Source organism: Microbacterium endophyticum, assembly GCF_011047135.1.
GTDB lineage: Bacteria > Actinomycetota > Actinomycetes > Actinomycetales > Microbacteriaceae > Microbacterium > Microbacterium endophyticum.
Window position 1 is genome coordinate 1436078 of sequence record NZ_CP049255.1, and the last position, 26036, is coordinate 1462113.

28 protein-coding genes are annotated in these 26036 nt (G+C 59.6%); 10 read left to right on the forward strand and 18 right to left on the reverse strand.

The window, feature by feature from the left end:
• Positions 1 to 55: 55 nt before the first annotated feature.
• Positions 56 to 1333, reverse strand: a complete 1278-nt coding sequence (locus G6N83_RS06625; RefSeq protein WP_165140514.1) for an ABC transporter substrate-binding protein — start codon at positions 1331 to 1333, stop codon at positions 56 to 58.
• Between the two features lie 128 nt (positions 1334 to 1461).
• On the opposite strand from G6N83_RS06625, the gene G6N83_RS06630 reads away from it, so the two are divergent.
• Positions 1462 to 2433, forward strand: coding sequence for an acetylxylan esterase (locus G6N83_RS06630; protein WP_165140516.1), 972 nt, complete (start codon positions 1462 to 1464; stop codon positions 2431 to 2433).
• Between the two features lie 14 nt (positions 2434 to 2447).
• Here G6N83_RS06630 and G6N83_RS06635 read toward each other — a convergent pair whose 3' ends face one another.
• The 5 genes from G6N83_RS06635 to rpsF all read right to left on the reverse strand — a co-directional run bounded on the left by G6N83_RS06635 (position 2448) and on the right by rpsF (position 5360).
• The gene (locus tag G6N83_RS06635; RefSeq protein WP_165140518.1) at positions 2448 to 3572 is read right to left on the reverse strand and encodes an ROK family transcriptional regulator; all 1125 of its coding nucleotides are present in this window, start codon (positions 3570 to 3572) and stop codon (positions 2448 to 2450) included.
• A 100-nt stretch (positions 3573 to 3672) separates the two neighbouring features.
• Positions 3673 to 4125, reverse strand: a complete 453-nt coding sequence (gene rplI, locus G6N83_RS06640) for a 50S ribosomal protein L9 (protein WP_165140520.1) — start codon at positions 4123 to 4125, stop codon at positions 3673 to 3675.
• An 11-nt stretch (positions 4126 to 4136) separates the two neighbouring features.
• On the reverse strand, positions 4137 to 4391 hold the full coding sequence (gene rpsR / locus G6N83_RS06645) for a 30S ribosomal protein S18 (RefSeq protein ID WP_165140522.1): 255 nt from the start codon (positions 4389 to 4391) through the stop codon (positions 4137 to 4139).
• A gap of 85 nt (positions 4392 to 4476) precedes the next feature.
• Complete coding sequence (locus tag G6N83_RS06650; RefSeq protein ID WP_165140524.1) at positions 4477 to 4998, reverse strand: single-stranded DNA-binding protein; 522 nt, start codon at positions 4996 to 4998, stop codon at positions 4477 to 4479.
• 5 nt (positions 4999 to 5003) lie between these two features.
• Positions 5004 to 5360 (reverse strand): 30S ribosomal protein S6, encoded by a 357-nt coding sequence (gene rpsF / locus G6N83_RS06655; RefSeq protein ID WP_165143223.1) that lies wholly within the window; start codon positions 5358 to 5360, stop codon positions 5004 to 5006.
• 191 nt (positions 5361 to 5551) lie between these two features.
• Here rpsF and G6N83_RS06660 point away from each other — a divergent pair, with 191 nt between their 5' ends.
• The gene (locus G6N83_RS06660) at positions 5552 to 6529 is read left to right on the forward strand and encodes a hypothetical protein (protein WP_165140526.1); all 978 of its coding nucleotides are present in this window, start codon (positions 5552 to 5554) and stop codon (positions 6527 to 6529) included.
• A 12-nt stretch (positions 6530 to 6541) separates the two neighbouring features.
• Here the strand turns inward: G6N83_RS06660 and G6N83_RS06665 are convergent, their stop codons facing one another.
• Genes G6N83_RS06665 through G6N83_RS06675 form a run of 3 tightly spaced genes read right to left on the reverse strand, consistent with a single transcriptional unit; the run spans position 6542 to position 10169 of the window.
• Entirely contained in the window at positions 6542 to 7183 is a 642-nt protein-coding gene (locus G6N83_RS06665; RefSeq protein ID WP_165140528.1) for a TMEM175 family protein, read from the reverse strand.
• Between the two features lie 17 nt (positions 7184 to 7200).
• Positions 7201 to 8628: a CCA tRNA nucleotidyltransferase gene (locus G6N83_RS06670; protein WP_165140530.1), complete on the reverse strand. Its 1428-nt coding sequence runs from the start codon at positions 8626 to 8628 to the stop codon at positions 7201 to 7203.
• Positions 8628 to 10169, reverse strand: a complete 1542-nt coding sequence (locus G6N83_RS06675) for a N5-glutamine methyltransferase family protein (protein ID WP_165140532.1) — start codon at positions 10167 to 10169, stop codon at positions 8628 to 8630. Before G6N83_RS06675 ends, G6N83_RS06670 begins: the two co-directional genes overlap by 1 nt.
• 118 nt (positions 10170 to 10287) lie before the next feature.
• Here G6N83_RS06675 and G6N83_RS06680 point away from each other — a divergent pair, with 118 nt between their 5' ends.
• From G6N83_RS06680 to trxA, 4 genes are all read left to right on the forward strand, one after another.
• A complete protein-coding gene (locus G6N83_RS06680; protein WP_165140534.1) occupies positions 10288 to 12504 on the forward strand; it encodes a DUF6049 family protein in 2217 nt (738 codons plus the stop codon).
• A complete protein-coding gene (murJ, locus tag G6N83_RS06685) occupies positions 12501 to 14093 on the forward strand; it encodes a murein biosynthesis integral membrane protein MurJ (protein ID WP_165140536.1) in 1593 nt (530 codons plus the stop codon). Before G6N83_RS06680 ends, murJ begins: the two co-directional genes overlap by 4 nt.
• A gap of 85 nt (positions 14094 to 14178) precedes the next feature.
• Positions 14179 to 15162, forward strand: a complete 984-nt coding sequence (gene trxB, locus G6N83_RS06690) for a thioredoxin-disulfide reductase (RefSeq protein WP_165140538.1) — start codon at positions 14179 to 14181, stop codon at positions 15160 to 15162.
• A gap of 79 nt (positions 15163 to 15241) precedes the next feature.
• Positions 15242 to 15565 carry a thioredoxin gene (gene trxA, locus G6N83_RS06695; protein WP_165140540.1) on the forward strand — a complete coding sequence of 108 codons (324 nt, stop codon included), beginning with the start codon at positions 15242 to 15244 and terminating at the stop codon, positions 15563 to 15565.
• A 60-nt stretch (positions 15566 to 15625) separates the two neighbouring features.
• Here trxA and G6N83_RS06700 read toward each other — a convergent pair whose 3' ends face one another.
• The 9 genes from G6N83_RS06700 to rpmH form a co-directional block, all read right to left on the reverse strand.
• Positions 15626 to 15973: a tryptophan synthase subunit alpha gene (locus G6N83_RS06700; RefSeq protein WP_165140542.1), complete on the reverse strand. Its 348-nt coding sequence runs from the start codon at positions 15971 to 15973 to the stop codon at positions 15626 to 15628.
• Positions 15974 to 16016: 43 nt separating this feature from the next.
• On the reverse strand, positions 16017 to 16967 hold the full coding sequence (locus G6N83_RS06705) for a ParB/RepB/Spo0J family partition protein (RefSeq protein ID WP_165140544.1): 951 nt from the start codon (positions 16965 to 16967) through the stop codon (positions 16017 to 16019).
• Positions 16967 to 17908 (reverse strand): ParA family protein, encoded by a 942-nt coding sequence (locus G6N83_RS06710; protein WP_183408460.1) that lies wholly within the window; start codon positions 17906 to 17908, stop codon positions 16967 to 16969. The genes G6N83_RS06705 and G6N83_RS06710 overlap by 1 nt, the downstream gene beginning before the upstream one ends.
• Positions 17909 to 18035: 127 nt before the next feature.
• On the reverse strand, positions 18036 to 18656 hold the full coding sequence (gene rsmG, locus G6N83_RS06715; RefSeq protein WP_165140549.1) for a 16S rRNA (guanine(527)-N(7))-methyltransferase RsmG: 621 nt from the start codon (positions 18654 to 18656) through the stop codon (positions 18036 to 18038).
• A 23-nt stretch (positions 18657 to 18679) separates the two neighbouring features.
• The gene (locus tag G6N83_RS06720) at positions 18680 to 19183 is read right to left on the reverse strand and encodes a Jag family protein (RefSeq protein ID WP_165140551.1); all 504 of its coding nucleotides are present in this window, start codon (positions 19181 to 19183) and stop codon (positions 18680 to 18682) included.
• Between the two features lie 12 nt (positions 19184 to 19195).
• Positions 19196 to 20218, reverse strand: coding sequence for a membrane protein insertase YidC (gene yidC, locus G6N83_RS06725; RefSeq protein WP_165143225.1), 1023 nt, complete (start codon positions 20216 to 20218; stop codon positions 19196 to 19198).
• A 54-nt stretch (positions 20219 to 20272) separates the two neighbouring features.
• Positions 20273 to 20611: a membrane protein insertion efficiency factor YidD gene (gene yidD, locus G6N83_RS06730; RefSeq protein WP_241246325.1), complete on the reverse strand. Its 339-nt coding sequence runs from the start codon at positions 20609 to 20611 to the stop codon at positions 20273 to 20275.
• A 17-nt stretch (positions 20612 to 20628) separates the two neighbouring features.
• Positions 20629 to 20964: a ribonuclease P protein component gene (gene rnpA / locus G6N83_RS06735; protein WP_165140555.1), complete on the reverse strand. Its 336-nt coding sequence runs from the start codon at positions 20962 to 20964 to the stop codon at positions 20629 to 20631.
• Between the two features lie 8 nt (positions 20965 to 20972).
• Positions 20973 to 21110 carry a 50S ribosomal protein L34 gene (rpmH, locus tag G6N83_RS06740; protein ID WP_165140557.1) on the reverse strand — a complete coding sequence of 46 codons (138 nt, stop codon included), beginning with the start codon at positions 21108 to 21110 and terminating at the stop codon, positions 20973 to 20975.
• A 382-nt stretch (positions 21111 to 21492) separates the two neighbouring features.
• Between rpmH and dnaA the strand changes: the two genes are divergently transcribed.
• The 4 genes from dnaA (at position 21493) to G6N83_RS06760 (ending at position 25994) form a co-directional block, all read left to right on the forward strand.
• Positions 21493 to 22833, forward strand: a complete 1341-nt coding sequence (dnaA, locus tag G6N83_RS06745) for a chromosomal replication initiator protein DnaA (protein WP_241246326.1) — start codon at positions 21493 to 21495, stop codon at positions 22831 to 22833.
• A gap of 349 nt (positions 22834 to 23182) precedes the next feature.
• On the forward strand, positions 23183 to 24331 hold the full coding sequence (dnaN, locus tag G6N83_RS06750) for a DNA polymerase III subunit beta (protein ID WP_165140561.1): 1149 nt from the start codon (positions 23183 to 23185) through the stop codon (positions 24329 to 24331).
• Between the two features lie 36 nt (positions 24332 to 24367).
• On the forward strand, positions 24368 to 25513 hold the full coding sequence (gene recF / locus G6N83_RS06755) for a DNA replication/repair protein RecF (RefSeq protein ID WP_165140563.1): 1146 nt from the start codon (positions 24368 to 24370) through the stop codon (positions 25511 to 25513).
• On the forward strand, positions 25506 to 25994 hold the full coding sequence (locus G6N83_RS06760) for a DciA family protein (RefSeq protein ID WP_165140565.1): 489 nt from the start codon (positions 25506 to 25508) through the stop codon (positions 25992 to 25994). The genes recF and G6N83_RS06760 overlap by 8 nt, the downstream gene beginning before the upstream one ends.
• Positions 25995 to 26036: the final 42 nt, after the last annotated feature.

A 26036-nucleotide genomic window follows, 5' to 3' on the forward strand; every position in this document is an offset into this window, starting at 1 on the left:
GGGTCTCCTTCATAGGGGTGGGGGGAGGTCTCGAGACCTCCCCCCACCCGCCGGATCACTTGACCGTGAAACCGGTCTTCTTCAAATCGGCAACGGTTGCGTCCTGGGTAGCAGTGAGGGCGTCGGTGAATTCCCCACCGGATGCCACAACGCTCTTGATGGAGTCGCTCCACGCGTCAAAGGCAACCTGCACATTCGGGCCCCACGTGACGGGGGCAGTATCTGAAGCGATGTCGGCAGCAACCGTCCAGAAATCATCCTGGCCCTCGACGATCGCCGGAACCGGGAGAGAGCTCAGGCTTTCCTGACCCTCGATGGATGCCGGGAATAGTCCACCCTCGGCGAGCAGAATCGAACCCTCACCGCCGTTTAGCCATTCCAGGAATTTCACGGCTTCTTCTGGGTGCTCGCTGGTCTTACTGACCATGGCAGATGATCCACCCATCAAACCGGCAGTGGTTTCACCGTCCCACGACGGCATCTTCGCGATGCGCCACTTTCCGGCGGTGTCGGGAGCGACAGATTCGATGGTTCCGGGTGCCCACACTCCAGCGGTCCACGAGAGCAGCGTCCCGTCGTTCATCATGGTGTTCCACTCGGGAGTGAAGAAGTGAGTGGTGTCGACGACGTCGTCGCGCACGAGCGGCTGCCAGAAGTCGGCAACGCGCTGGGTCTCGACGTCATCGATCCCGACCTCCCAGGCGTCTCCGTCCGTCGACCACCACTGAGCTCCGAGCGGCTGCGCGTACGCAGCGAGCGTCGATGTGTCATCCGGGTAGCCGCCGAGGTAGGAATCAGGGGCAACTTCTCGAACCTGGGCCGCAAGAGCTGCGTACTCATCCCACGTGGTCGGCACTTCCAGCCCGTACTGCTCGAAAAGGTCCGCCCGGTAGAGGAACACCATCGGGCCGGTGTCCTGTGGCACCGCATAGACCCCGTCACCGACTGTGGTCAAGTTCCACGTCGCGTCTGTGAAGTCGTCGCGCAGATCGTCGGTGATGTACTCCGAGATGTCGAGACCCGCATCACTCACGACGAGGTTGGGAAGCTTCTGGTATTCAGCTGCGACGATGTCGGGGCCCTCACCGGCACGCTGGGCAGCAAGCAACTTCGCGACGATGTCGTCGGCGCCTGCGGCCTCAACGACCTTCACCTGGATGTCGGGATTCTCGGCGTTCCACTGCTCCGCGACCTCGGGGATAGCCGGGGCCCATGTCCAATACTCGAGCGTCACCGGACCGTCGTCCGCCGCTGATCCCGAGCAGGATGACAGGGCGAGAGCTGCCACCGCCGCTCCTGCTGTTGCAAAGATGCGAAAAGATTTCCTCGTCATGATGATGAACTACTCCTTTGTAGGTGCTGTGTAATGCAATCGGGCTACTGTGCGCCGCCGCCTATTTTGTATCATGGCAAAACTATTGTCAAACACCTAGATAGAACCTCTCCCTCGAAGGAGTCCTCGTGGCACTGACTGATATCTCCTATGACCAGCTCGTGGCCTATCAAGCCGATGTTCCGGAGCCGGAAGACTTCGACACTTTCTGGCGGAACACGCTCGAGGAGTCCCGCTCCCATGCCGCAGAGCCCCTGATCACCGATGCATCCGGCCCCTTCCGCCACGTCACGATCGAGGACATGACATTTCGTGGGTATCTCGGGGATCCGATCCGCGCCTGGGTCGTGAAGCCACGAAATGTCGATGGTCCGCTGCCCACAATCGTCGAATTCATTGGTTACAACGGTGGGCGCGGCGTCATCGGCGAGAAGCTTTTCTGGGCCGCCGTGGGCTACATCCACGTGGTTATGGATACCCGCGGGCAGGGAAGCGGCTGGGGCACCGGTGGTGACACCGCCGATCCTCATGGTGCGGGTCCGGCATCAACTGGATTCATGACGCGCGGGGTTCTCTCTCCGCACGACTATTACTATCGGCGGCTCTACACGGACGCCGTGATGCTCCTGGAGACCGTTGCGCAGCTCCCTCAGGTTGATCGCACACGCATTTCTGTCACCGGCACGAGCCAGGGTGGTGGTGTCGCTGTCGCCGCGGCCGCGCTCTCTGATCTGCCCGCGACACTGATGCCCGACGTCCCCTACCTGGCTGACTTTCGCCGTTCGGTAACGCAGACCCCCCTGCCCCCGTACACCGAGATCGTGCGATATCTCGCCGTTCACCGTGGAGCTGCCGATCACGTATTCCGAACGCTGGCTTACTTCGACGGAGTCAATTTCGCGAAGCGAATCAGCTCTCCCGCCCTCTATTCGGTCGCGTTGATGGATGACGTCGTCCTCCCCTCGACCGTATTTGCTTCTTACAACGCGCTGAAGAGTGCTGACAAGCGCATCGAGGTGTACGAGTTCAATGGACACGAGGGTGGGCAGGCAGCACAACTTCTCATACAGGCCGAGTGGCTCGCCGAGCGCGAGAAGTAGACAGGCTCAGCGCGCTACGCCACGCGACGGATGGCACTGATCGCTGCACCCCAGGCATAGTCGGTGAAGTGAAAGCGATACAACTCCAGTTCGAGCGCCGCGACTACCGGGTCTAGCGAGAGCGAGATGGCGCGGTCAAAGCGGTCACGACCGATTTCGGCAATCTGCAAAGCTTCACCGGTGACGATAACTTTCTCGGGATCCGTCACGTTCACCAGGGTCGCGACAACGACACCCAAAGCATGCGCGGCTTGCGAAATCGCACCCTGCGCTCTGGCGGAGCCCGCCGCTGCCGCATCAACGACCTCGTTGAAGGTCGATGCACCCGCGTTGAGAAGCAATGCCGGAATCGTCGCGTACGCGGATACGCACCCCACGTGGCCCCGGTCACATTCTGGTCCGGTGTCACTCACGTGCAGATGGCCCACTTTTCCGGGTTGACCCTGAGATCCTCGCACCAACTCGTCGTTAACCACGAAGCCCGCACCGATCCCTGCGCCGATGGCGACGACCGCGAGGTTCCGGGTACCAACCCCCGCACCGAACCAGTGGTGGGCGAGTGTCAACGCCTGAACGTCGTTCTCGATTGCCGTCGGTAATCCCGTCGCGTCTCTGACGAGTCGCTCGAGGGGCTCTCGGTCCCACCCCAGAAAGCTCGAACCGACGACCACTGCGGCGCCATGCTCGATCTCGACGAGTCCAGCCAAACAGACGCCGATGGCCGATATGCGCGTGAAACGCTCGCGTGCACGGTGAGCGATAGTCGATATCTGATCCACGACGTCTTTAGCGTCGCGCGATTCAAGGGGCGCATCCTCGGTCCACACGATCTCGGCGTGCAGATTCGTCACCACGGCATAGAGCATGTCGCCCGTGAGCTTTATACCGATGAAGAAAGCCGAGTCGGGGCGCACTCGAAGCATCTCGGAGGGGCGTCCTCTCCCGTGCGGCGCGGAAATCTCCCCTTCTTCGACAAAGCCGAGGTCGAGAAGCTCCCGCGTAATTCTGCTCAAGCTTGCGCGAGAGAGCCCGGTGCGCCTCGATAGCTCGGCGCGCGAACGCTCGCCGTGAATGAGCACGTCGAGAAGCACGATACGTTGACCGTCATGCAGGGTCGGCCACGACCACACATCGCCCATTGACGCTCCTCTCGCTAAAGCACACGCTATCGACTTCACAGGTGTGTAGAAAGACGGCGTGAGGCCGAAGCCCCACGCCGTCTTTCTTTACAGTTGCGCCTTACTTGGCAGCAACCACCTGCAGGGTGATCACAGCGGTCACGTCGTCGCGAAGACGAATCGTAGCCTCGTGCTCGCCCACCGACTTGATCGGCGAGGTGATGTGAATCTTGCGCTTGTCGAGGTCACCGAAACCGGCGTCCTTAACAGCGTTTGCTACGTGCTCGGGCTTGACCGAACCGAACAAGCGGCCCTCGGCTCCAGCCTTGACCGTGAGCTTGACCTTGTTCGACTGCAGAGTGTTCTGCAGCGCAACGGCCTCTTCGTGGTCGTGAATTGCACGGGTCTCGCGAGCGGCGCGGATCGATGCGACCTGCTTTTCGCCACCGCGGCTCCAGGCCACAGCAAAACCCTGGGGAATGAGGTAGTTACGGGCGTACCCGTCCTTGACCTCGATCACGTCGCCGGCGCTACCGAGCCCCGCGACCTCGTTTGTGAGAATCAGCTTCGACATGAGAGTGCTCCTTAGCGGCCAGCGCCGGCGTAGGGGAGGAGCGCCATTTCGCGCGCGTTCTTGATCGCCTTGGCGATCAGACGCTGCTCCTGCACTGAGACTCCGGTGATGCGACGGGCGCGGATCTTCCCACGCTCCGAGATGAATTTGCGAAGCGTGGAGATGTCTTTGTAGTCGATGACTCCCACGCGGATGGACTTCGCGGGGGCAGCGTTCTTCGCGCCCTTCCGCGGCTTGCGGCGGTCGCCGCTTGACTTTCCAGCCATGTTTTTTCCTTCGGTTAGTGACCGGCACACCCGCTACGCCAGACGAAACGCCTGTCGCGCAATCGGCTTGTGCCTGAATCTGTGTTTAGAACGGAGTGTCGTCGCCGTATGCACCGGGCGCAGCCCAGGCATCGCCGCCACCGTTGCCACCAGAGTTGTTGTTTGCAGCAGAAGACCCTGGGGTCGACCACGGCTCATCAGCAACCTGGGGACGCGACTGTCCGCCGCCGCCACCGCTGCCACCGGCAGCGCGTGTGACCTGGGCGGTCGCGTAGCGAAGCGACGGACCGATCTCGTCGATCTCGAGTTCCATCGATGTGCGCTTCTCGCCCTCGCGCGTCTCGTACGAGCGCTGCTTCAGGCGACCAGATGCGATGACGCGTGATCCCTTGGTGAGGGAACCGGCGACGTGCTCTGCGAACTCGCGCCATACGGACGCACGGAGGAACAGCGCTTCGCCGTCCTTCCACTCGTTCGAGGCACGGTCGAAGTTGCGCGGCGTCGATGCGATCGTGAAGTTCGCAACGGGCAGGCCGTTCTGCGTGTAACGCAGTTCGGGATCTGCCGTGAGGTTTCCCACGACGGTGATGATCGTTTCGCCGGCCACGATCGTTACGCCTTCGCAGCCTTGGCGGGAGCAGCAGCCTTGCGAGCAGCCTTCTCGTCAGCGCGCTTCTTCTCAGAAGCCACGAGAGCGATTGCCTCTTCGGCGCGAAGAACCTTGGTGCGCATGATCTGCTCGTTCAGCTTCAGCTGACGGTCAAGCTCCTGCGTGGTCTCGCTCGTCGCGGTGAAGTTGACGACGGCGTAAACGCCCTCGTTCTTCTTCTGGATTTCGTAAGCCAGGCGGCGACGGCCCCAAATGTCTACGTTTTCGATGGTGCCCCCATCGTTGGTGATGACCTTAAGGAATTTATCAAGGCTCGGGGCGACCAGGCGCTCGTCGATCTCGGGGTCGAGGATGACCATAAGTTCGTACTGGTGTGAGTGCGTCACTAACCCACCTCCTTCGGACTAGAACGGCTACCGGGCGTTTCCCAGCAGCAGGAGGGTTGATGCACGTTGGTGTGAGGTCGAACCGGGTGGCTTTTACCCACACAACCTTTTCAGCATAACGGATGCCTCGGCTCTTGGCGATTCGTAACGCTACCGTTGGGGTTATGGATTGGGTGAGCGACAACACAGCGGGTGCATGGCTACGTGACCGTATCGATGAGCCGTGGCGCGGGACGATGCACGACGTCTCACCTCGCGGCTTTCCGGCTTACGCGCGCATTTTTCACCCTGGATTTCGCGACCGGCCCGTGGATCAGCCCTGGCCGCCCCTTCCTTACCGGTCCCATGAGCGCGAATGGGAAGCGTTTCAGCACTCGGCACCCGAGATCGATACCGAAAACGTCACGTGGACCGAAACTGCCCGCGCCCACGGCACGCAGATGCACTCCGAAGCTCAGTGGCAGCGACTCGTCGCTCCAGGCGTCATCGTCGAACACGAAGACAAACCGCGCGACAGCGACGGATGGCGCTATTCGAGCCCGATGCTCGGTGAGCTTGATCCTGGAGTACTCTCACACCTCGCTCGCGATCTCGCCGCGCACACGAGCATCCCACATGACGGATTCGTCGCACTCTGGGAAGGTTGGGGCGACCTCGTTGGCCACTTAGGGGTGACCCCCTCCCGCGTTTTTTACTCCGTGACCGATGACGATCGACATAACGAAATGCTTGCTCGCAGCATCAGCAGCCCGATCGACGACGCGTTTCGCAAACCCAGATGGCAACCCGGCATCCTTGCTGACGAGGTCTCGCGCGGGGGCCGGCTCAACCTTCCGGGTCGCGACTATGTACTTTTTCGCGGCGACATATCCGGCTTCACCGATGCCAATTGGTTCGAGAACGTGCCGTGGCGGGACCTCGAGGCAGAGAGCGCCGGTTTTGCGCCGTCCGCACACTCGCCCAGCCTTGTGTGGCCGGCCGATCATTCCTGGGCACTTACCAGCGAAGTCGACTTCGACTCGACGATCCTCGCGGGGTCGAGCGAACTCATCCGCGCCGTGTGCGCTAACCCCGACATCGAAGCGCTTCCAATAGCCGAGGGATCCTCACTGCAGTGGGACGCCGACGAAATCAATCAGTAGCGAATCTCACTTTCAACGCCGAGTGCCCGGTGCGAATATTCGCACGGTGAGCCGCGCAGCATATCTCGACAGCCAGAGCAACGTCAGCGTCCAGTAGCTCAGCACCGGAAAAACGATCGATAGCGCCATGGCGAGCGCGAAGATGATCGGTACCGCCGCACCCTCAGCGATCCCTCGACGCGTGAATCCAACATCCGACGTTCGCAGGTGGGGATGTCTCAGCAGGTAGATCCGTGTAATGAAAAGCAGAACGCTCGACGCTGTCATGACTCCCATGTACACCAGGAGCTGCATGATGTCAGCTGTGAAAGCCGTCGATATCGCGGTCGCGACCGGGAGCATGACGATCGTCAGCATCCAGGCAAACGTCAGCCACATCAGCGAACCGTCCACGTGCGCCACGTGCGCGAACATGCGGTGATGGCCCATCCAGAAGACAGCGATCACCGCGAAGCTGATGAGAAAGCTTGCGATCTTCGCAGACTCTTCTCCGAGCCATTCGCCGGTGGTGAACTTGTCGGCGTAGTCGCCGACGCTCTCCATGAGCGGCAAGATCAGAAGTGTGAGAGCAATTGCCACCACCGCGTCGGTGAATGCTTTGAAGCGCTCAGAAGAAAGCAGATTCTCAGGCTGCGGCATGCGCTTATCGATCACGGTGCGAGCGTAGCGTTTCAGGGTCGTGAGGCCCACCATGTACGCAAGCGCGCTTCGGCTTCCTCGTCTCCCAAGACACCCTCATCGAGCCGAAGTTCGAGCAAAAAGCGATAGGCCTCGCCCACTTCGCGTCCCGGCCCGATGCCGAGGATTTCTTGGATGCGGTTCCCGTCGATTTCTGGCCGGATCGCTTCGAGTTGCTCCTGCTCGCGAAGTGCTGCAATGCGGTTTTCTATGTCGTCGTAGGCGTTCCGCAGTCGGGTCGATTTCCGCTTGTTTCGGGTCGTCACGTCGGCGCGAGTGAGAATGTGCAAGCGCTCAAGCTCCGCTCCGGCATCGCGCACGTAACGCCGCACGGCCGAATCCGTCCATGTGCCCTCGGCATATCCGAAGAACCGCAGGTGCAGTTCGACGAGCGTCGTGACCGAGGCGATCGTTGCCGAATCAAACTTCAACTCTTTGAGGCGCTTTCGCGCCATCCGTGCACCCTTCACGTCATGGTGGTGAAAGGTGACGGCTCCCCCCGCCTCAAGGCGGCGGGTCGCGGGCTTTCCGATGTCGTGAAGAAGAGCTGCGAGCCGCAGCGGTACGTCAGGAGCTGCGCCGGGGTGCCGCTCGTGTTCGAGTTCGATTGCCTGACGTACGACGGTGAGCGAGTGCTCGTAGACATCCTTGTGATGATGATGCTCGTCGATCTCCAGACGAAGCGCTGGGATCTCGGGCAGGAACTGTTCCATCAGTTCGGTATCGACGAGCGTCCGAAGTCCACGAATGGGATCATCTGTCTGAAGCAAACGAACGAGCTCCGACTGCACTCGTTCTGCACTCACGATTCTGAGGGTGTCCCTCAGCTCCTTCATGGCGCGAGATGTGTTCTCTTCGATCTCGAAGCCAAGCTGCGCTGAGAAGCGCGCCGCACGAAGCATTCGGAGCGGGTCATCGCCGAAACTGACAGCGGGATCGATGGGGGTACGCAGTACTCCAGCGATGAGATCTTCAACTCCGCCGGACGGATCAACGAGAGTCATAGCTGGCACTCGAAGCGCCATTGCATTAACCGTGAAATCGCGCCGTGTGAGATCAGCTTCGAGAGTGTCGCCGAATTCCACGGTGGGCTTCCGTGTCGCGCCGTCGTAGCTATCGGCGCGGTAAGTCGTGATCTCCACCTGTTCGCCGCGTACCCGGGCACCGATAGTGCCGAACTCCCGTCCGATGTCCCACTGAGCGGTGCTCACGGGAGTGACGATGCGCAGGATGTCGTCTGGTCGAGCATTCGTCGTGAAGTCAAGGTCGTGGGTGGCTCGGCCAAGCAAACCATCGCGCACGGGTCCGCCCACGACGGCGAGGTCGAACCCCGCGGCCGCGAAGGCGTCAGCGAGCGTCGAAATCACGGGTGACTGGGCGAGCGCGCTGAGGCGGGCGATTCCCTCGGCCATATTGAGCATCATTCGAGCCTACCGATCTCACTCTCTGAGCTCGGCGCGCTCGGAAGCGACAGGAATCCCGTAAAGATCAGTTCGCGCACGCGCGGGAGGAGATCAGCAGCGAGTTCGGCTCGGTCAACCTCGAGAATGTGAGCGATTGCTCCGATAATCGATCCCACGCTCAGTTCACCGTCGCACGCACCAACGAATCCTGCGAGTGCCGGGTCCACTTCGATGCTTCGCCCAAAATTCCCCCCTTGGCGCAGCTCGATCACACTGGGAGATTCCGCGCCCGGCATATGGTGCCGTGCCTCGGTCACGTCTTCATTCACCATGAGCAGCGATGCCGCCAGTTCGTCATCCGCCAAGTCGCGCAGTTCGTCATGGGCGTTGATTGCGTACAACAGGTGCGCACCGGGCGTTTGGATCGGGAGCTGGTGGGAAAGACGTTCTGTGCGACCGAGCGTCTTTGGGATCGTGGAGCGTCGTGCAATCACCCATCCCATACCCACCCCCGAGACGTCTCGGGAATCAAAGTCGTCGAGCCACGCAGCGACGAGGGTGTTGTAGTCATCAGCGCCCGGGTGCGAGCCACCGTCGCGTGCCCATAAGCGCGCGTAGCCAACGGGATCTACGTGCTCTCGTTCGATCACCCAGCTGTCGAGATTGCCGGTCCATTCCACAACACGGTCGACGCCCGAGAGATCGGACCGCTCCTCCCAGTTGCCGAGAAGGACTGCGAGCCCGCCCTCCTCCAAGACCGACTCCAGGCCACTCAACACTTCCGCCATCAACGCGTCGCCAGCGAAACCCCCGTCGCGATACTCGTAGGTCGGCACGCCCTCGGCGCGAGGCGTCACGACGAACGGAGGATTCGATGCGACGAGGCCGAACCGTTCCCCGGCGACGGGTTCGAACAGGCTACCTACCCGAGTGTTGATGTTCTCGATTCCGTTGAGGGCTGCCGTCAAATTGGTGAACCAGACGGCGCGCTCAGAGATATCGGTGGCAGTGACCTGGTCCGAAAAGCGATGTAAATGGAGGCTCAGGATGCCGCATCCGCACCCCATGTCGAGCGAATGTTTCACGTGCAACGGTGGGATCAGCCCAGCGAGCGTGCGGCCTGCCCCGCCCACACCGAGCACATGATCGGTGCGCAGCGGCGCGACGCCAGCGATTTCATCTAGATCGCTCGCGATCCACCACTCCCCCGTACCGCGCGCATCATGGTACGCATACGGGCGAATTGCTATTAGCGCTTTTACTTGTGGCCCGGCCATCGACACAATCCCGCCGGAGAGAAGCTCTTCCAGGTGCGTGGGAGACAACATCTCCTCGACGTCTTCCCGCGAACACGAATCTCCCAGCCAGAACAGCCGGATCGCGACGGCGGTGTGCCGCGCAATGGTGCAAAGTGATCGCCGCACGGGCGCAGCATCCCCCTGTTGCAGCGCAGATACTGCAGATAAGCCAAAGGCTTCTGTCAGGGCAGCCACCGTATAGTCAGCGCGAGAGAGATTGTGAGCGAGCGATCGCGCGAGGGCAGACGAGACGTGGGGCATTGCTCTATTCAACCTCGCCCCGCAGCTGTGTGCACGGGGCGTCTACCGGATGCTCAGAGCGAGCACCCTTAGACTCACATCTGATTCGTGCGGTCATGTATCGCATAGGAGCAACGACATGACCGAGATTCTTCCCTTGCCGGGAACACCCGCGCCACGCCGCCGCGCACGCATATTTGCCGTACTTGCGGCCGCCCTTCTTGCCGCAAGTTCGATGCTCACAGCGCTACCCGCGGAGGCCAGTGAGTCCACCCCCAGCCCGACACCAAGTGGGCTGAGCGGTGAGATAGATGTCCAGCTAGCTCCCGTTTCGAATGGCGTGATCGCTGCGGGCGACGCCCTTACCGTATGGGCGAATGTCAGCAACGGCACAAACTCAGACCTCACCGATGCGACAGTGACGCTCTCAATCGGCAGCGCGCCTATCTCTAAGAGTGACGAGCTTTCGCAGTGGTTAGCCGGCGGTGATTCGAGTGGCGATTTCACTGTGGTGGATACCGCTTCAGCAAATATTCCGTCAGGGGAATCGAACGCAATTGTCGTGACGAAGCCGGGTTCAGACCCACTCATTGCAGATCGTGCCGCCGGTGTGTACCCGATTCGCGTTGCGGTAGAGACCGCGTCTGACTCCACCGTATCGACCAGTGTCATCACGATCACCGACGAAACGTCATCAGCGAGTCCCGTCGCAGTAGTAGTACCGATCACCGCGACGGCGTCGAGTGGTGGTCTGCTTAGTTCGTCAGAACTCACAACGCTCACCGGTCGCAATGGAGCGCTCACCGCGCAATTAGACGCCGTGGACGGCACGGCTGCAATCCTTGCGATAGATCCTGCGGTGCTCGCCTCTATTCGAGTGTTGGGGGCGAGCGCACCGAGTTCTGCCAGCGCATGGCTGGATCGACTGGATCTTCTGCCCAACGACCGCTTCGCGCTGCAGTTCGCTGACGCTGACGTCGCGGTGCAGGCGGATGCGGGACTGACATCTCTCCTTTCCCCGCTCGATCTGACGGCCTATATGGACGCCGCTGATTTCGAAAACGAGCCAGAGCCGACTGCTACTGCGTCGCCCACCGAATCACCCTCCGGCACTCCCGCCGCCGACAGCACGGATCTGAACACAACAGACACAGACACAGACACAGACACTGCCGTCCCCGACCTCGCTGCGCTCACCGACATCGGTGCTACTCACTCGAACATCTTGTGGCCGGCCTCAGGGTCAGTCGATAGCGCGACCGTGGCATCCCTGGTTTCGCTCACGGGCGATGAAGACACCGTCACCCTCGTTTCGTCGGCTTCCACCGACGAGCCCGACACGTCAGCGCGAGCTACGGTCGATGGTTCCGATGTACTGGTGTACAACTCCGAAGTTTCCGATGCTCTAACGGATGCTGCGCGCACAGACGACCTCACCCTCCGCGGCGCCCCACTCTCGGCGGCCACCGCCTACCTCTCGCTTGCCCAGAATGCCGCAGCAGGGCAACCGGTGCTTGTTGTTCTCGACCGTGACCTCAGCAGATCTGCCGCGGGCCTCGAGGCGGCTGTCGATGCAGTTACCGACGCCCCCGCGACCTCATCAATCTCGCTCGACGCACTTCTCGCGCAAACTCCCCAAGAACAGACATTGAACGAGGTCTCCGCTGGCGATGCCCGTGTCGCGGCCGTCAACGCGATGCAGCAAGAAGAAACGCAGATCGCGCAGTTCGCAACGATCCTCGACGATGCTGTGCTACTGACCGGCCCCCAACGCGCGAGCGAGCTGCAGGTGCTCAGCGTCGGCCTGATCGCGGACGAAGGGTGGCGTGCAAGATTCGATGCTCATCACGAGCAAACACTGACGACTCTCACGTCCGTGAGCATATTGCCCCCCAGTAACATCAATCTCCTAACGTCTGGCGCGGGACTCGGGTTCTGGGTGAAGAACGACCTCCCCTACCCCGTTTCGGTGTCGCTGTACGCTGAGCCCGACGATCTGAGGCTCGAAGTCGAACCCGTCACCACTGTCGAGGCGGAACCGGCCAGCAATACCCGCGCCGAGATTCCGGTCCAGGCACGTATCGCGAGCGGTGAGGTCACGATCGCGCTCCGGCTCGAAAGCCCAACAGGCGTTCACATCGGGTCGACAGAGTCCGTTGATGTCAACGTCCGCGCGGAGTGGGAGGGCATCGGCGTCGTTGTCCTGATCGCTCTGATCGGCGGTCTTCTCGTGGTGGGGATTATTCGGACTGTGCTCCGGCGCCGCGCGAAAAGTGCGGCGCCGAAAGAACCGGCACCGAAAGAATCGGCACAGAAAGAATCGGCACTGACGAGCGACGAGGATTCAGCACAGTGAGCGGTATCGGTCGTGCGAGCCTCATCATCGGTGCGGGGACGATCGCTTCGCGCCTTTCCGGCTTCGTGCGATCTATCGTGCTCGTCGCCGCGGTTGGTTCGATATCGGGGGCTGCGAATGCTTTCGGAATCGCCAACCAGCTACCGAACAACGTGTTTGCGATTATCTCCACGGGCTTGCTCACAGCTGTTCTCGTGCCCCAGATCGCTCGTTCGGCACACCTCGCAGACGGAGGAAGCGCATTCGTTTCAAAGCTCCTCACCGTCGGAACTGTCACGCTCCTCGGTGCGACCGCGCTCGCGCTCGCGCTCGCGCCCCAGCTCGTAACGTTCTATCAGCCCGATTTTTCTGCTGATCAGGCGGCTCTCGCCACGACGTTCGCCTATTGGTGTCTGCCGCAGATTTTCTTCTACGGTATGTACGCATTGCTCGGTGAAACCCTCAATGCTCGTAACATTTTTGGGCCGTTCACCTGGGCACCGATCGTCAACAACGTCGTTTCAATTGCAGGTTTTGGTCTCTTCTTCCTGATCTTCGGAACGACGGGTGCCGTAACCGGGTGGACTCCCGCCATGATTGCCCTGCTCGCCGGCACTTCTACGCTCGGGATTGCGGTGCAAGCCGGCATGCTCCTATTCTTCTGGCGACGTGCTGGCCTTCGGGTACGGCCTGATTTTCGCTGGCGGGGAATGGGGCTCGGGCAGATCGGTCGACTCGCGGGCTGGACTTTTCTGATGGTGGTGGTCGGTCAGCTCGCCGCCGCCGTTCAGTCTCGACAACTCCCACCCGAGGGAAGCCCGGGAGTGGCTGCCACTCAGTATGCGTGGCTGCTCTTCATGCTGCCTTACTCGATAATCGTGATTTCGATCGGCACACCCTACTTCACACGTCTCAGCAAGAATGCGTCTGCTGGACGTCACACCGACGTGCGCGATGACATCGGTTCAAGCATCCGCACCGTCGGTGTCTTCATCGTGATCGCAACCGTCGCTCTATCGGTCGGCGCTGTACCTGCATCCCGGATCTTTGCGACGAACAGTGCGAATGCCCTTCTCGTAGCTCCCGTGCTCCAATGTTTTCTGATTGGCTTGGTGCCACTTGCGGTTCTCTTCGTTATTCAGCGCACCTTCTATGCGTACGACGACACCCGCACACCCTTTTTCTTCACGCTCGTGCAGGCCTCACTCGTCGTCATCACCGCGCTCATCGCCGGGGCAACTCTCGGAGACGCAGACGTCGCCGCGGGAATTGCGCTCGGACAGTCGTTCGCGTCGATCGTGCAGCTGATCATTGCCACGTGGCTACTCCACCGTCGACTCGGCGGGATTGGGTTCGCACGCTGGGCAACCGCGCTCCTACGCTTCGCTGTCGCTGCCGTGCCAGCCGCAGCGGCAGGGTGGGCAGTGCTGCTGCTACTGGGAGGACCTGCTGGCTGGCCCTCTGCGACAATCTTCTCCGGCGTTGCGACTCTCGCTTTGATCGGAGTCGTGATGCTGGTCGTATACGGCGGCGCACTGGCCGTCTTGCGCGCTCCCGAACTCACACCGGCTCTGGCGATTGTTCGACGATTCATTCCAGGTGCGCGCTAAGCGATCACCGCTCGCATCGTGCGGCAAAGGAATGCCACGCGGCTAGCATGTGTTGAGCACCCTGGAACTCACGAGGGAGAAGTACGTGCGACAGCTCATCATCATTGGTTCGGGGCCTGCGGGCTATACGGCCGCAATTTACGCGGCCCGTGCGAATCTCAACCCACTCGTTATCGCGAGCTCCGTCGAGGCCGGCGGAGAACTCATGAACACGACAGAGGTGGAGAATTTCCCCGGTTTCCCGGAGGGAATTCAAGGGCCTGATCTCATGACCAAGCTCCAAGAACAGGCAGAGAAGTTCGGTGCGGAGATCGTCTATGACGACGTTACCGAGCTCGATCTGACGGGTCCCGTAAAGAAAGTCGTTCTCGGCAGTAAAAAAGAGCACGAGACCGCCGCCGTGATCTTCGCCACGGGTTCCGCCTACCGCAAGATCGGCGTTGCAGGCGAGGAGCGACTCTCAGGTCACGGCGTTTCATGGTGCGCGACGTGCGATGGATTCTTCTTCCGTGACCGCACGATTGCTGTGGTCGGTGGCGGCGATTCCGCGATGGAAGAGGCGACATTCCTCACTCGTTTTGCTTCCAAGGTGTACGTCATTCACCGCCGCGGCGAGCTGCGCGCATCAAAGATCATGCAGGAGCGCGCGTTTGCCAACGAGAAGATCGAGTTCATTTGGAACACCGAAGTCGTCGACATTCTCGGAGATGCCGCCGTTTCTGGTGTTCAACTTCGCTCACTTGTCGATGGCGCATCCTCAGAACTCCCCCTCGACGGACTCTTCGTAGCGATCGGTAACGACCCACGCACACACCTCGTGCATAATCAGCTCGATCTGACTCCTGAGGGCACGATCTGGGTCAACGGTCGTTCATCTCACACGTCACTCGCGGGGGTTTTCGCCGCAGGTGACGTCATCGACCCGACCTACCGTCAAGCCATCACTGCAGCGGGCAGCGGAACTGTCGCCGCGTTGGATGCTGAGCACTATCTGGCGGCGCTCGACGAAGCTGGTGCGCCTGAGCCCGACGCTGACCAGATCGAAGGACGCAGCGGGGCCGAGGTTTAGCGAATCGGGAACAACTCGGTCCGCTTCAGCGTTTGTGTCAGTGACTTTGGATAGAAAGCAGACTCTCAGAGGAGAAATCATGACCGCTAGTTCCACGACGTCAAGCACTTTCAAACAGGACGTACTCGATGCAGAGGGTCCTGTCCTCGTTGATTTCTGGGCGGAATGGTGTGGCCCTTGCCGCATGGTCGGCCCCGTTCTCGACGAGATTCAAGCGGAGAACGCCGGAAAGATCACCGTTCTTAAGCTGAACGTCGACGAAAACCCCGACCTTGCAATGCAATACCAGATCACCTCAATTCCCGCGATGAAGGTGTTCCAGGGCGGCGAGGTAAAGACCACGATCATCGGCGCTAAGCCGAAATTCGCCCTCGAGCAGGACCTCGCGGCATACCTCAGCTAATAGCCGAAACTGAAATGCCCCCGCCGACTCTGTCGTTGGGGGCATTTTTTGCACGGGGCGCTATTGAGCGTCGATGTTGACGACGGAATCCCAGCGTCGATGGGTATTCGGCTCCCCCAGCAGACGCCAGACTGCGGGAGTCAGCTGCGGATAGTCAAAAGAAATCTGGCGAAGCACCCGGTAGTGACGCGCGGAATTCGGCCTCACACCACCGTTCGCAGCAATGTTCTCAGCCCGGAGCGTCAAAACAACGAGTTCATCAACAGTGGGCAGATCTTCCATGAAGTCCCAAGGGTCTTCCCCATCACGTAACCGCTCGTGCACCAGGACGGCAAGCTCGTCGGCCGCTTCGGCTCGCAACAATTCGAGACTCGCGCGCCGTGGGGCGCTCCCAAAACCTTCCGTCACCGTTCTAGCCTAAGCTCAGAACGGCTCGGATGGCTCGAAATTCTCAGTGTGTGGAGTACCCGTCGACACCGAGTTCACTGACAATGCGATTAAGATCCTGAATCGTCGCGAAATCTATTGTGATCTGGCCTTTTTTGGCTGCCAGAGAGATTCTCACGCGCGTATTCAGGTGATCCCCGATTCGCGCGGCGACCTCATCAAGGTGACCTCGGCGAGACCCCGCCTTCAGTGCGCTACGTCGCGGATCGACTGCCTGTTTTGCCGCAGCCTCGGCGGCACGAACAGACAAATCCTCGTTGACGATCTTGTCCGCAAGGTGCTGCATCCTCTCCGGACCGTCGACCGAGAGAATGGCGCGCGCGTGACCGGCACTCAATACGCCAGCTGCAACACGTTGCTGTACCGGTACTGGTAGACGCAACAGACGAATGGTGTTGGAGATCTGAGGCCGGGACCTTCCGATCCTCGTCGCGAGCTCTTCTTGTGTGATCCCGAAGTCTTCAAGTAGCTGCAGGTATGCCGATGCCTCTTCGAGTGGGTTTAGCTGCGAACGATGAAGGTTCTCGAGAAGAGCGTCACGCAGGAGATTCTCATCGTCGGTCTCCCTAACGATCGCAGGCATCGTCTCCAGCCCGGCTTCGCGGGCCGCACGAGTGCGTCGCTCACCCATGATGAGCTCGTACGAGCCCTCATCGTTGCGACGCACGACGACCGGCTGCAAGACACCGAACTCCCGGACGCTGTGCACAAGTTCGGCGAGATCATCCGCGTCGAAATTCGTGCGCGGCTGACGCGGGTTTGGCACGATCTCGTGCGGATCAATGTAGACCAGTCGAGCGCCAGGAACCGTCACAAGATCGGCATCCTCATTCGACGTGGTTGGCGCGTCGGACGACGCTCCCGGGAAGAAGACATCAACTGGACGCGATTCGCTCGCATCTGTTGTCGGTATCAGCGCACCAATGCCCCGACCCAACCCAGTCCTTTTAGCCATCAGGCTTCTCCTTCTTTTCCGGCGGCGGCGTGGACACCGCGTGCCATGATTTCGACTGCGGCTTCGCGATAAGCAACAGCTCCAGCGGATTGGCCGTCGTAAGCAATAACTGTCTGCCCGAAGCTCGGTGCTTCCGAGACGCGTACTGAACGCGGAATGACTGTCTCAAGTACCTCGTCAGAAAAATGAGTCCGCACTTCTTCGGCAACCTGCTGCGCAAGTCGCGTTCGCCCGTCGTACATCGTCAGCAGAATGGTCGACACATGCAACGCGGGGTTGAGGTGCTTTTGAATCATCCGCACACTCCCAAGCAGCTGACTCAAGCCCTCTAACGCGTAATACTCACACTGGATGGGAATGAGAACTTCATCAGCGGCCGCAAAAGCATTAATCGTAAGCAGACCCAACGATGGTGGGCAATCGATGATCACAAAGTGCGGCGGGACAGCAACGGTATCCAGATATCCCTCCAGTGCGCCTCGAAGGCGGTGTTCGCGCGCGACCTGGGAGACAAGTTCAATCTCGGCACCAGCGAGGTGGATCGTGCTCGGCGCACAAAAGAGATTTTGAGACTCCGGACTCGGCTGTATGACGTCCTCTAGTGGAAATTCATCGATGAGAACGTCGTAGACACTTGGAATGTCCGCCGAATGAGGCACTCCGAGAGCTGTCGAGGCATTTCCCTGAGGATCAAGATCAATGACGAGCACGCGAGCACCCACACTTGCGAGTGCGGCTGCCAGATTCACGGCGGTCGTCGTCTTTCCAACGCCGCCCTTTTGATTCGAGACGGTAACGATCCGCGTTCGCTCCGGCAGTGAAACTTGCACCTTTTCAAGCGCGCGACGACGCGAACTTAGATCTGCAAGTTCTCGCGCGAGTGGGGTGTCCTCAAAGGATGCAGTGGCTGCTCCTTGATCGGGTTGTTTCACGTGAAACACTCTCCCTTTCCGAGCCTTGCTCCTCGACCTACCACTCTAACCGTCAGGACCGACACGGCCGGTCCAAACCAGGAACCGAGCATCGATGTTTCACGTGAAACGAAGCGTGAAAGCGAACTCCGTCGTGTCACGCGCTCACGAGCGCGCGGACAACCCGGGTCGGCTCCTCGAGAACGCTCTCGCCTACGAGTTCAACACGAACGTCCTGAAGTCTCGCTCGCCGAATCTGTTTCTGCGCAGCTTCGATCTCTGTGGGAGAGTTCGCACCCTTGAAGAGAATAAGTTCTCCCCCTGGTCTGACCAAGGGTGCTGTGAGCGGAATAAGTGTGCGGAGAGCGCTAACCGCTCGAGCAGTCACCGCGTCGAAATCACGACCACCGGCCCACTCTTCCGCTCTGGCGCGCACGACTGTGGTGTTAGCGAGTTCCAACGAGTCGACCTGTTCTTGCAGCCAGATAACTCGTCGCTCCATGGGCTCAATAAGCGTGAACTCCGCGTCGGGTCTCGCGATAGCGAGAACGAGCCCGGGAAGACCCGCTCCAGAACCCACATCACCGACATGACCATTGAAGAGCGGCGCTGCAACAGCACAGTTCAAGATGTGCCGACTCCACAGACGCGGCAGCTCGAGTGGCCCAATGAGGCCACGCACTTCACCCTCCACCGAGAGACTCTCGACGAAACGACGTGCGACGTGAATATGCTCGCCGAATATTTCCGCAGCGGCACTCGGTTCTTCTTCGATCATCGTGCCTGTTTCACGTGAAACATTCACGCGCGTCGGATGACCGTGTGCCTGTCAGCACCCTCGCCATAAGACTCGGAGATCAACCCACGATCAGAGACGATGTCATGGATGAGCTTGCGCTCATAACTCGTCATCGCCGGCAATGATGCCTGAGTTGAACCTTCGTCGAGACGAGCGACAGCCCGGTCAACCAACGTCTCCAGCTCTCGCCGACGCACGTCGCGAGATCCAGCGATATCGAGGATCAGTCGTGAAAATTGATCAGTCTTATTCTGCACGGCAAGGCGCGTTAGTTCTTGAAGCGCCTGCACGGTATCCGGGTGTGAAAGCAGACGAATCGAATCGTCATCATCAGATTCGACCGACACATAGGCTCGACCATTCTTCACGTCGAGAGCCATATCACCGCCGATGTCGGCAATATCCAAGAGTGCCTCGAGAAAATCGGCGGCGATGTCGCCTTCTTTTTCTAGATCAGAAACAGACGACTCGGTCGTGTCGGACTCCGCTGGGGATACCTGCGTCATGATGTCTCGCTCTCAGGATTTCTTCGAAGTGTCGGGGGAGTCAGGGCTCGACTTCGGAGCCGCTGTGCCACTCGGACGTGCGCCCTGCTTCTTCGCGCGTTGCTTGCTGACGGGTTGTTGACGCTTGGGCGCCGATGCGCGAGCGCGCTCAGCCTCTTCAAGAAGGCGCTGCTGCTCAGCCTGGTACTTCTCTAGCGGAATGACTTTACCTTTGGCGTCCACCGCTTTCCCCTTACGGGCAAGGCGCTCTTCGCGGGCCTTCGCTGCATCCGACCCCGGTGTGGGCATCTCGCGAATGACGATGAACTGCTGCACCATGGTCCAGATGTTGCTTGTGAACCAGTAAATAACGACACCAAGTGGGAAGAAGACACCAGAGAACACGAAGCCCAACGGGAGGATAAAGAGCATGATGCGCTGCATCTGATACGCCTGGCCAGTCTTGGCTTCAGGCGAAAGGTTCTTAGAGATGATCTGGAGCTGCGTGAAGAACTGCGACGCAATCATCAAGACAACGAGTGTGATCAGAAGGATGACGGTACCGGTGCCGTCGGGCTGTCCCCACGCCTCGACGAGAGTCGTGTGCATCGATGTAGTGCCGAAGAGCTTGGCGTCGTAAAACTCCTGGGTGAGCTCCGGACTCAGGAGCCCGACACCACCCACGCCGCTTTCGGCGTGCTTCTTCACGTCGCTCAAGACGCTGTAGAGCGAGAAGAATATGGGCATCTGCACCAGCAGTGGCAAACAACTCGAAAGCGGTGTTGTTCCGTGCTTCTTGTAGAGAGCCATGGTCTCGCGACTCATCGCCTCGCGAGAGAGCTGATCCGTTTTGCCCTTGTACTTCGCCTGGATCTTCTTCATCTCAGGCGCGAGTTCCATCATCTTGCGCTGACTCTTGATCTGCCGCACAAACAACGGAATGAGCGCCGCGCGAACCACGATCACAAGACCAACGATGGCGAGAACCCAGGTGATTCCGGCGGCCTGAGGCATACCGAGGAAGGTCAAGACATAGTGCCAGGCAACCAGCACCATTTCGACGAGCCACTTAAGCGGCCAGAGGACGTACCCCAACAGATCCGGCAAGGATCAGTCCTTTCTCGCAGTCGGCACGACGAATCCGTGCCGCGTTAGTTCATATCGGTAGCGAGGTTTCAACGGCACATCATCGATACCGCCCTCCGCCCACGGATGGCAGCGCGCGATACGGGCTGCCGCCATGATGGAACCCTTCAGTGCACCGTGCTGTTGAACCGAGCCGACAGCATAGGCAGAACACGACGGATAGTACTTACATACATCGCCGTATGTATGAGAAATCGTCGCGCGGTATCCATGTAGAAAGCCAAGAAGCACGTTACGTGGAAGAAGTGGAAGAGATTGCGGAACTCGCGATGCAGAAAGTTTCGCTTCCCCCGTTGCCGACATCGGAAGTGTCGAAGAACTCATGCTGCTCTCCGCTCGAGAGAAGACATTACTTCGCTCTCCAACGACGCAAAACTGGCTTTTGCTGCTGAAGGCAATGCACGAATGACGACTTCTGATCCGGCTCGCACGTGCGGGAGCGCACTGAGACACACAGCCTTCAACCGCCGACGAACACGGTTACGCGTGACGGCGGAACCAACCTGTTTGCTGACGATGAAGCCAAACCTCGGGCTCGTAGAAGCTTCACGCGATACGACGTAGGTAATCGTATGCGCGCCAGAAGCCCGGGCACCGCGACGGACGACGGCCTTGTAATCCGCGCCGTCGGTAAGTCGGTTCGGCTTGGCCAGCACGCGCTAGATCAAGCCGAGAGCTCGGTGCGCCCCTTGGAGCGACGAGCAGAAAGGATGCCGCGGCCGGCACGAGTGCGCATGCGGGCACGGAAGCCGTGCTTCTTGGCACGACGACGGATGTTGGGCTGAAATGTGCGCTTGGTCATAGGATCACTCCGGATCGGTTTATCACCGGAACGCTTCAGACCGGTGACAGGAAAACGGGACTGCCTCAAGGGCATAAGTCAACCGACTAAGACTACGACGCCGATCCCCAGAACTCAAACCGAATGCAGAAGTTGTCATTATCCACAGGGCTTTGTCAGGCCTTGGAAGTGACACGCCCCCGGATCTACAGTGGAGTTTGCCCCAGCGCCACTCGCTGGCTAGCGTAGCTCCGGCAGTTTTCCACAGGTTAGCTGCCCGCCCCACAAGGGCTCCGAATCGACTTCACACGGGGAAAATATGACACAGCACGACACGCCGGATGTCCCCGTCTGGAACGACGTGCTCGACGTACTCGTCGACGACGTTCGCATCACTCCGCAGATGCAGGGTTTTCTTAGTCTTGCTGTGCCTCAGGGCGTCATGGCTGGCACGCTCTATCTCGACGTACCCAACGAGCTCACAGCCGCCCAGTTCAATAAGCGCATGCGCGCAGCAATCATGGAGGCGCTGGCTCACGTCGAGAGTGAGCCGGAGGCTTCCACATTTCGCACAGTCGTTAACCCGGAACTCGCGGACGCCCATTTGCACGCCCCTTCGCACGTCTCAACCGCCCCGAATGTGCTTCCTCTCGCGAATCGCGTTCCGTTGGAAGAACCCATCGAGCCGCCGAGCACCGGCGCCAATCGCAGCGACACCCGTCTGAACGCGAAATACTCGTTCGACAACTTCGTGATCGGACAGTCCAACCGGTTCGCACACGCGGCCGCCGTCGCGGTTGCCGAAGCGCCGGCCAAGGCGTACAACCCGTTGTTCATCTACGGCGACTCGGGGTTGGGTAAAACTCACCTTCTTCATGCGATCGGCGACTACGCGCTCAGCCTCTATGCCGGTATTCGCGTTCGATATGTCTCGAGCGAAGAATTCACTAACGACTTCATCAACTCGATTGCGAACAACCGGGGCTCCGCGTTTCAGGCTCGCTACCGCGATGTCGACATTCTCATGATCGATGACATCCAGTTCTTGCAGGGCAAGGCCGAGACTCAGGAAGCCTTTTTCCATACCTTCAACACCCTGCATGATCATGACAAGCAGGTCGTCATCACCAGTGATGTTCCCCCTAAACATCTCACCGGCTTCGAAGATCGCATGCGGAGCCGATTCGAGTGGGGCCTCATCACAGATGTCCAAGCACCCGACCTCGAAACTCGTATCGCCATCCTGAGAAAAAAGGCTCAGAGCGAGCGTCTGCAGATCCCCGATGAAGTACTCGAGTACATAGCAACAGTGGTTTCTTCAAATATCCGAGAGCTGGAAGGTGCGCTCATCCGGGTATCAGCGTTCGCGAGCCTCAATCGGTCAGATCTCGATATTTCCCTCGCACAGCAAGTGTTGCGCGACATCATCGATCAAGATGACTCCAACGTCATCTCGCCAACGGACATCATCACTGCGACCGCACAGTACTTCAAGCTCTCCGTCGACGACCTCTACGGTTCAAGCCGGTCCCAAGCAATAGCCATAGCGCGGCAGATCGCCATGTACCTCTGTAGAGAGCGCACCAGCCTCTCGCTCCCGAAAATCGGTCAGCTGTTCGGCAACCGCGATCACACGACGGTCATGTACGCCTATAAAAAGATCAGCGATCTCATGAAAGAGCGACGCTCGATCTACAACCAGGTGACCGAAATCACTGCTCAGCTCGGGCGAAACGCCCGGTAATCGCGTTTTCCCACAGTGTGGATAACTTGTGGAGAACTCCGAAAGGCTGCGGACAAATTGTTCAACTGCAGACCGGACCCTGTGGATGAACCAAGGTATTCGCATCCGAGTGTTCGACAACGATGGATGACTTCACGCAGCGATTCCACAACTCACATGAATGTAGTTCCCAATGCAGAACAAGCATCCCCAGAGTTATCCACATTATCCACAGGTGTTAACACCATGACAGATCTCTCTCTATTGAAAGCTGATGCAATCACCTTCACCGTTTCGTGCCACCTCGCACAGAAGCGAACAACAACGGCACTAGCATGAGAGAGCCCAACTCGACGTCAAGGGAGAGCCCGTGAGGTTTCAGGTAAATCGCGATGTCTTCAGCGACGCCGTATCGTTCGTTGTCAAGCTATTGCCCCAGCGCAATCCGCAGCCGATTCTGGCCGGAGTTCTGATCGAAGCCGGATCCAACGGTCTGTCGCTCGCAGCTTTCGACTACGAAGCGTCAGCGCGTACGACGATCGACGCGACTGTCGATGAGCCAGGCACGATTCTCGTCCACGGCCGGCTGCTGTCGGATATTGCTAATCGTCTTCCGAATGCACCGATCGAGGTTGCCACGGGAGACGACGGAATTGTTCTCACTTGCGGGTCAGCACGTTTCACGCTCTCTTCGATGCCTGTCCAGGAATACCCTGCGATCCCTGATGTGGCCGCCGAGACCGGTGTGGTTCCTGCAGAGGACTTCGCCACTGCTATTTCGCAGGTCGCGTTTGCTGCATCGCGCGATGATGTCACGCCGGTACTCACGGGTGTCCAGCTTGAAGTTACCGGTAATCGGTTGAGCCTTGTCGCCACAGACCGTTATCGCGTCGCGCTCCGTGAGATTCCGTGGGACGGCCCGGCGTCCGACGAGAACAGCACGATGACGGCGCTCGTTCCAGCGCGCACGCTGCAAGAAGTCGGAAAGACTTTTGCGCACGGGGGCAACATATCGATCTCGTTCTCCGGTGCCGGAGACCGCGAGATAATCGCGTTCACATCGGCAAATAAGACCGTTACCTCTCTCCTGATCAAGGGCAATTTCCCGCCGGTACGGCGTCTTTTCCCTGAGCAGACCGAGCACCACGCAGTCGTCAATACGGCTGAACTTGCTGAAGCGGTACGCCGTGTATCACTCGTACTCGACCGCGCAGCGCCGCTTCGTTTCACGTTCACGCCCGAATCAGTGTCGATGGACGCCGCCGGAACTGAGCAGGCCCGTGCGACCGAGTCCGTGGACTCCACCTTGATCGGTGAGGATGTCACGCTCGGGCTTAATCCGCAGTATCTACTCGAGTCTCTGAGCGCTGTACGGAGCGAGTTCGCTCGGGTGACATTCACCTCGAGTGATAACGCGAACAAGCTGAGTCCCGTCCTCGTCACTCCACAGACGTCTGTGGATAAGTCAGGCGAAGACACATTCAAGTACCTGTTGCAGCCAAATCTTCTGCTGCGCTAATTCCCCAGCGTCGGTGGCGCTCTTTAGGGTTTTGAAGTGATCGTCGAAAGGTTGACTCTGACGGACTTCCGTAACTACACGGAAGCCGACGTTGAGCTGCGCCCCGGACCGAATGTGTTTGTCGGGAGCAACGGCCAAGGAAAAACGAACCTGGTCGAGGCGATCGCCTTCTTTGCAACACTCGGATCCCACCGCGTCTCACTTGATGGGCCCATGGTTCGAGATGGCGCTGATGCTGCCATCGTGCGGGCTCGCTTGGGACACGGCGAGCGTCAAATTTCGCTTGACGTGCAAATCAATAAAACGGGCTCAAACAAAGCTCGCGTCAATGGTGCACCTGTCAAAACATCGGAACTACCGCGGTACGCGCAGGTCGTCCTTTTCGCGCCGGAAGACCTCAATATCGTTCGCGGTGATCCATCAGCTCGCCGACGGTTCGCCGATCAGCTTCTCATCCAGCGCACGCCACGGCTCGCTTCCGTTCTCTCCGATTATGAGCGTGTCGTAAAACAGCGCACGGCCCTGTTGAAGTCCGCCCGTGCCCGGGGACTGCGCGCAGAGTCGCTCACAACCCTCGATGTGTGGGACGACAAACTTGTTTCTCTCGGTACTCAGGTAATAAACGCTCGTGCCGAGATGACGGCTGCTCTCGCTCTCCCCCTCACTTCGGCGTATGCCGCAATTGCCGGAGCAGATCACAACCCGACGGCGTCGTGGAACCTATCGGTCCATGGAGAGACCGAAGTTTCCCTCGAAAGTGCGCTGAGTGTAGGGCCCACCGAAGCAGCGTTTCGAGGTGCATTGCGGGAACGTCGTGCCGCGGAACTTGAGAGAGGTGTCACGCTCGTCGGGCCCCATCGTGATGACCTGATATTGAGTATTCGAAACTTACCCGTCAAGGGATACGCCTCCCATGGAGAATCATGGTCGGTCGCGCTCGCGTTGCGCTTAGCATCCGCCGAGCTTCTCCGCGCCGACTCTCGACTCGGTGATCCGGTACTGATTCTCGACGACGTGTTTGCTGAACTCGATGTGCAGCGACGTGCCCGACTGGCCCAACTCGTCGGCGCCTACGAGCAGGTCATCGTTACCGCTGCTGTTGAGGCAGATGTTCCGTCAGCACTACGGGCACATACGGTTCGAGTCGACGCTGGTCGCATCGTGGGCATTGCTGATGAGTGACGCCGAATCCATCCCAGAAACGATCGCCACGTATCTGAGGCTGCGCGGTCTGCAGCCGTCAGCGCGGGCGAAACGGCGACGGCGACGCAATCCAGAAGATGATGAGCACGGGCCATTCACCGCAGGTCGCGACCCGCACGGGGTGGGAGATGTACTCGCGACACTCACGCGCGAAGCCGGATGGGAACCGCAACTGGCTCGTGAAGACATCGTGCTGCAGTGGGCTGACGTCGCCGGCGGAGATACGGCTAGGCACACGCGACCCGTTGGACTCAATGACGGGACGCTCGCGGTTCAGTGTGACTCCACGGCGTGGGCAAAGCAGTTGCAATTGATGCGGTCTCAAATCCTCACCGAACTCATTCGCCGGTTCCCTGACGCGGGTGTGGAATCTATCCGCTTCATCGGCCCTGACGTCCCCTCCTGGAAATGGGGTCCCAGAACGGTTTCAGGGCGTGGTCCGCGAGATACCTATGGGTAAACCGTCTTCCGTCTTGGGTAAATAGATTTCATCGCGTCACAG

Coding starts and splice junctions, on each gene's coding strand:
- G6N83_RS06625 (WP_165140514.1), bottom strand. CDS start 1,333: ATGACGAGGAAATCTTTTCGCATCTTTGCAACAGCAGGAGCGGCGGTG.
- G6N83_RS06635 (WP_165140518.1), bottom strand. CDS start 3,572: ATGGGCGATGTGTGGTCGTGGCCGACCCTGCATGACGGTCAACGTATC.
- rplI (WP_165140520.1), bottom strand. CDS start 4,125: ATGTCGAAGCTGATTCTCACAAACGAGGTCGCGGGGCTCGGTAGCGCC.
- rpsR (WP_165140522.1), bottom strand. CDS start 4,391: ATGGCTGGAAAGTCAAGCGGCGACCGCCGCAAGCCGCGGAAGGGCGCG.
- rpsF (WP_165143223.1), bottom strand. CDS start 5,360: ATGGTCATCCTCGACCCCGAGATCGACGAGCGCCTGGTCGCCCCGAGC.
- G6N83_RS06660 (WP_165140526.1), top strand. CDS start 5,552: ATGGATTGGGTGAGCGACAACACAGCGGGTGCATGGCTACGTGACCGT.
- G6N83_RS06670 (WP_165140530.1), bottom strand. CDS start 8,628: ATGCTCAATATGGCCGAGGGAATCGCCCGCCTCAGCGCGCTCGCCCAG.
- G6N83_RS06675 (WP_165140532.1), bottom strand. CDS start 10,169: ATGCCCCACGTCTCGTCTGCCCTCGCGCGATCGCTCGCTCACAATCTC.
- G6N83_RS06680 (WP_165140534.1), top strand. CDS start 10,288: ATGACCGAGATTCTTCCCTTGCCGGGAACACCCGCGCCACGCCGCCGC.
- trxA (WP_165140540.1), top strand. CDS start 15,242: ATGACCGCTAGTTCCACGACGTCAAGCACTTTCAAACAGGACGTACTC.
- G6N83_RS06705 (WP_165140544.1), bottom strand. CDS start 16,967: ATGGCTAAAAGGACTGGGTTGGGTCGGGGCATTGGTGCGCTGATACCG.
- rsmG (WP_165140549.1), bottom strand. CDS start 18,656: ATGATCGAAGAAGAACCGAGTGCCGCTGCGGAAATATTCGGCGAGCAT.
- G6N83_RS06720 (WP_165140551.1), bottom strand. CDS start 19,183: ATGACGCAGGTATCCCCAGCGGAGTCCGACACGACCGAGTCGTCTGTT.
- yidC (WP_165143225.1), bottom strand. CDS start 20,218: ATGGTGCTGGTTGCCTGGCACTATGTCTTGACCTTCCTCGGTATGCCT.
- yidD (WP_241246325.1), bottom strand. CDS start 20,611: ATGTCGGCAACGGGGGAAGCGAAACTTTCTGCATCGCGAGTTCCGCAA.
- rpmH (WP_165140557.1), bottom strand. CDS start 21,110: ATGACCAAGCGCACATTTCAGCCCAACATCCGTCGTCGTGCCAAGAAG.
- dnaA (WP_241246326.1), top strand. CDS start 21,493: ATGCAGGGTTTTCTTAGTCTTGCTGTGCCTCAGGGCGTCATGGCTGGC.
- G6N83_RS06760 (WP_165140565.1), top strand. CDS start 25,506: ATGAGTGACGCCGAATCCATCCCAGAAACGATCGCCACGTATCTGAGG.